The organism is Paenibacillus tengchongensis (genome assembly GCF_008973665.1).
Lineage (GTDB): Bacteria > Bacillota > Bacilli > Paenibacillales > Paenibacillaceae > Paenibacillus_AQ > Paenibacillus_AQ tengchongensis.
The window spans coordinates 1-4,304 of record NZ_WACP01000028.1 but is presented as its reverse complement, the minus strand read 5'-3'; the positions used below and the strand labels follow the sequence as shown (position 1 = coordinate 4,304).

At 56.8% G+C, this 4,304-nt stretch carries 1 protein-coding gene; it reads left to right on the top strand.

The genetic code is table 11. From position 1 onward, the window contains the following. On the top strand, positions 1–3,906 hold a 3,906-nt coding region (locus F1381_RS27745), incomplete at its 5' end, for a calcium-binding protein (RefSeq protein WP_281349985.1). Positions 3,907–4,304 lie beyond the last annotated feature (398 nt).

Below are 4,304 nucleotides of genomic sequence, written 5' to 3'. Positions count from 1 at the left end.
CTCCAGGATTTCTTGTCGGTAGGCGGGCTGCTGCCGGGCAAGCTGTCACCGCTGTTCATGACCATGTATCTGAACGGGATGTTTACGATCGGGAGCGAACTGCTGAATGCGGGGCGGGCACTCATTATCGACCAGCGCTTGAGGCTGATCCAGAGTATGGTAGCCTCCGGATTAGAGGAAGACGCTAAAGAAATGTTCCCGGAAATTTATGATATGTACGAACAATATATGAATTCTACGAACACGCCCGACCCGGTACCGTACCGCGATCCTGTCATCCTGGACCTGGACGGGAACGGGATTAAAGCGTCCGCTCAGGCGCTGGGTGCTTATTTCGACTTCAATGCCGACGGTTTCGCCGAAAAGGTACAGTGGGTTGTGCCCGGCGATGGGCTGCTGGTCCGGGATTTGAATCATAACGGGGCAGTGGACAACGGGCGGGAACTTTTTGGGGATGCGACGTTACTTAAGAATGGCGGATTGGCCCACGACGGTGTGCAGGCACTGCTTGATGTGGATGACAATGGCGACCGCCGGATCGACGCAGCGGATGCCGTATTCGGGGAGCTGCAGATTTGGACCGACTCGAACCGGGACGGGCTGGCGGCTGCGGAAGAACTGCACAGTCTGCCAGAGCTGGGAATAACTGCGCTGGATCTGACGGCAGTGAATGCGGATACGCTAAGCTTTACGTATGAAAAAGCGGACGGCAGTACACATCTGGCAGGTGACTTATGGCTGGCAGCGAGTAAAACGGATACGCTGGATATCGTAAATATCGAAATTCCCGAGTCTGTCCTTAGGTTGCCGAATGTTCGGGGGTATGGAGTGGTACGGCAGCTGCATGTGGCGATGGCGCAAGATGCGGGGCTGCAAGCGCTGGTGGAGCAATTTGTGACGACACCGGATTACGCAGAGCAGAAGAGCCTGATGGAGCAGATTGTATTAAAATGGACGGCCAGCGACAACGTCAGTCCGACCAGCAGAGGGACCAATATCGACGCCCGTAAACTGGCGGCAGTAGAGAAATTCATGGCCGAGCCCTTTGTGGGGCTGTACGGCAGTAACCCGGGAAGCCAGGCGGCGGCAGCGCTGCTTGGTGTGTATGAAGGATTCAGTAACGTGATCTGGGTACAACTGCTCAAGCAGAGTCACTTAAAACCTGTATTGGAACGAATAAGCTATACCGTCGACATGACAGCGGAAACGGCGACCATCGGGCTAGGAAGGGTACAGGCCTATTTGGATGGGGTATTGCTGGAGGATAAGGACCGTGGTTTAAATATGCTGAAAAGCATAGGGATACTGGCACTGGAGCCATCGGTGGAGCAGCAGCCGTTCCTTGATTTCATACTTCGTTACGCTGGCATGAATAGCGAGTATGCCTTAGCGGTTGCCGAAACGGGCGTTATAAGAGCAGCTACGGACGGGAATGACAATCTTCAGGGAACTGAGGCTGGGGACACTGTTTTTGCGATGGACGGCAACGATAGCGTGGATGGCGGAGCCGGTGACGACTACTTGTCCGGAGATTCCGGAAACGATAGTTTATTTGGTGGAGCCGGAGATGACCGGTTATATGGCGGCCTGGGCGACGACAAGCTGTACGGCGGCGTCAACAGCGACCGGATCGAGGGCGGGGACGGGAAGGATGAGCTGTTCGGAGACTTTGGCAGCGACACGCTGCTGGGCGAAGACGGCAACGACATGCTGTATGCGAGCGAGGGCGACGATGTGCTGGACGGCGGAGCGGGCAACGACACGCTGTACGGGAACCGGAACAACGGTAACAATTCGTATGCCGACTACAACGGCAACGACACCTACCTGTTCGGCAAAGGCTACGGCAACGACACCATTGTGGAGTACGGCGGAGGCACCGGGACGGATACGATCAAGCTGCTGGATGTGAACCCCGGCGACATCGAGGTGCTGCAGGAGAGCGGTAATCTGGTCCTGCAGATCAAAGAGACGGGGGAGCGGATCGCGGTCAGCTCGTATTTTGCCTCCGGCAGCTACAAGGTGGAGTCGGTAGTGTTCACGGACGGGACGGCGTGGACGCAGGCGGAGCTGGAGTCGCGGGTAGTAACGCGTGGGACGGAAGGCAACGACGTGTTGTACGGGGACCGTAACTTCCAGAACCGGGTGTACGGCTTCGGCGGGGACGACAAGCTGTACGGCGGCGCCAACAGCGACCGGATCGAGGGCGGGGACGGGAAGGATGAGCTGTTCGGAGACTTTGGCAGCGACACGCTGCTGGGCGGAGACGGCAACGACATGCTGTATGCGAGCGAGGGCGACGATGTGCTGGACGGCGGAGCGGGCAACGACACGCTGTACGGGAACCGGAACAACGGTAACTCTTCGTATGCCGACTACAGCGGCAACGACACCTACCTGTTCGGCAAAGGCTACGGCAACGACACCATTGTGGAGTACGGCGGAGGCACCGGGACGGATACGATCAAGCTGCTGGATGTGAACCCCGGCGACATCGAGGTGCTGCAGGAGAGCGGTAATCTGGTCCTGCAGATCAAAGAGACGGGGGAGCGGATCGCGGTCAGCTCGTATTTTGCCTCCGGCAGCTACAAGGTGGAGTCGGTAGTGTTCGCGGACGGGACGGTGTGGACGCAGGCGGAGCTGGAGTCGCGGGTAGTAACGCGTGGGACGGAAGGCAACGACGTGTTGTACGGGGACCGTAACTTCCAGAACCGGGTGTACGGCTTCGGCGGAGACGACAAGCTGTACGGCGGCGTCAACAACGACCGGATCGAGGGCGGGGACGGGAAGGATGAGCTGTTCGGAGACTTTGGCAGCGACAGGCTGCTGGGCGGAGACGGCAACGACATGCTGTATGCGAGCGAGGGCGACGATGTGCTGGACGGCGGAGCGGGCAACGACACGCTGTACGGGAACCGGAACAACGGTAACAATTCGTATGCCGACTACAGCGGCAACGACACGTACCTGTTCGGCAAGGGCTACGGCAACGACACCATTGTGGAGTACGGCGGAGGCACCGGGACGGATACGATCAAGCTGCTGGATGTGAACCCCGGCGACATCGAGGTGCTGCAGGAGAGCGGTAATCTGGTCCTGCAGATCAAAGAGACGGGGGAGCGGATCGCGGTCAGCTCGTATTTTGCCTCCGGCAGCTACAAGGTGGAGTCGGTAGTGTTCGCGGACGGGACGGCGTGGACGCAGGCGGAGCTGGAGTCGCGGGTAGTAACGCGTGGGACGGAAGGCAACGACGTGTTGTACGGGGACCGTAACTTCCAGAACCGGGTGTACGGCTTCGGCGGAGATGACAAGCTGTACGGCGGCGTCAACAGCGACCGGATCGAGGGCGGGGACGGGAAGGATGAGTTGTTCGGAGACTTTGGCAGCGACACGCTGCTGGGCGGAGACGGCAACGACGTGCTGTATGCGAGCGAGGACGATGATGTGCTGGATGGCGGAGCGGGCAACGACACGCTGTACGGGAACCGGAACAACGGTAACAATTCGTATGCCGACTACAGCGGCAACGACACGTACCTGTTCGGCAAGGGCTACGGCAACGACACCATTGTGGAGTACGGCGGAGGCACCGGGACGGATATGGTCGATCTTAAGCTTAACCACGATGAAATTATAGTGGAGAAAAGCGGCAGTAACCTGCTCCTGCGAATCGCTGGTTCCACTGATACATTAACGGTTCTCGACTGGAAGTCGTCCAGCAGCTACCAGACAGAAGTGTTCCAGGCCCAGGACGGCTGGAGACTGCTGAATACCCAAGTAGATCAGTTGATCCAGGCCATGGCATCCTTTACAACCCCACAAGGAATGGACTGGTCCCAGGCGTTGAGCCAGCGCAAAGAAGAAGCGCAGCAAATATTGGCGCAATACTGGAGTTCCAACGGGTGAAGTAAGTTCGCTAAAGAAGATTCCCAAGTTCACAAGCAAGCCACGTACGCTGCTATTGCGGCGGAGGCTTGCTTTTTTTTGTTGGATTTTTAATAAAGGAGCTACAAAAATCGACATAGTTAGATTAGAGAACATGATATGATCGTGACGAAAGTAAATAAAGGGTTTAAAAGGTTATCATTTACAAATTAGATGTGAGGTGATGCGGGGACCTATTGGGACAACGTTATCTTTAAATTATGAGTATACGACATTAATTCAAAGGAGAGAGATGGATGGAATTCGATTTTGAAGAGCAGCTGGAAGCCTTGTCCGAATACTATCTGCTGAAAAATCAGGCGCTGCGCACGAACTCCGGAGACGACATCAGGCTGCTACAGAACGACGACCAGTTAAGC